The organism is Microvirga sp. KLBC 81, from assembly GCF_003075415.1.
Taxonomy (GTDB): Bacteria; Pseudomonadota; Alphaproteobacteria; order Rhizobiales; family Beijerinckiaceae; genus Microvirga.
Genome location: NZ_QDAH01000252.1, coordinates 1 through 1211, shown reverse-complemented (window position 1 = coordinate 1211; position 1211 = coordinate 1). Strand labels below are relative to the sequence as shown.

At 62.8% G+C, this 1211-nt stretch carries 1 pseudogene; it reads right to left on the bottom strand.

What is annotated here, in order from left to right:
- Positions 1-29 precede the first annotated feature (29 nt).
- Positions 30-1130 (bottom strand): annotated as a pseudogene (locus DC522_RS33595) (IS3 family transposase).
- Positions 1131-1211: the final 81 nt, after the last annotated feature.

Genomic DNA, 1211 nt, shown 5'->3' with positions numbered 1-1211 from the left:
TGGACCTGCCGCCATATGTGATCCACGACCTATGCAACTTTCCGGGCTTGATGAGTTTGTTGGGCGAAGGCGTTCGGGGTCAAGCCGCCGAGCGCCGTATGTGGCCTGGTCTCCTTGTAATCTCTCCTCCAGTCTTCGATCCGCTCCCGGGCATCGGCCATGGATAAGAACCACGAGGCATTCAGGCACTCCGCCCGCAGGCGGCTGTTGAATGCCTCGATGTAGGCATTATCCGTGGGCGTTCCGGGCCGCGAGAAGTCGATCTCCACCCGGTTCAGATACGCCCATTGATCCAAGGCCCGACCGGCAAATTCCGGACCGTTGTCCACCCGCAGGCTCTTGGGCCGACCACGGATCCGGGCGATTTCATCGAGCGCCTCAACCACTTGGTAAGCCCGGAAACTCACTCGCGGGACTATCGCCAGTGACTCTCGCGTGTGGCAGTCCACCACCGTCAGGATGCGGAACGCGCGCCCGTCGAAGAGTTGGTCGGCCATGAAGGCCATCGCCCACACCTCGTTGGGACCCCCACCTGCGGTCGACCCTGCCGGTAGCGCCAGGCGCGCTTGCGCCTGGGTGCTTTGGGCCGGATCGACAGCCCTCCTCACGATAGAGCCGATAGGTGCGCTTGTGGTTCACCGGCCAGCCCTCCCGGCGCAAGAGAATGTGCAGCCGACGGTAGCCGTAGCGCACCCGCGCCGCGGCCAACTCCTTGAGCCGCATGCGCAGCTCGATCTGCGGATCGGACCACTTGCGGTAGCGCTGCGAGGAGCGCTGGAAACCGGTGGCGGAGCATGCCCGCCGTTCGCTGATGCCGTAGGCTTTCTGCAGATGGCCTGCGACCTCACGCCGAACAGCGGGCTTCACCACTTTCTTTTGAGCACGTCCTGCAACATGGTCTTGTCGAGGGTCAGGTCCGCCACGAGCTTCTTGAGACGGGCGTTCTCGTCCTCGAGCTGCTTGAGGCGTCGGATCTCGGCCACGCCCATGCCGGCAAACTGCTTCTTCCACCTGTAAAAGGTCGGCTCGGTGATGCCCATCTTGCGGATCACCTCAGACACCGGCGTGCCGCTCTCGGCCTGGCGCAGCGCAAAGGCGATCTGCTCTTCCGTGTAGCGCGTCTTCTTCATGGCACTGACCCTCCTCAAGGATCAAATTGCCCGAAAAAGTTGTCTTCGAAATGGACCAGTTTGACGGGTCAGGACCAGCCG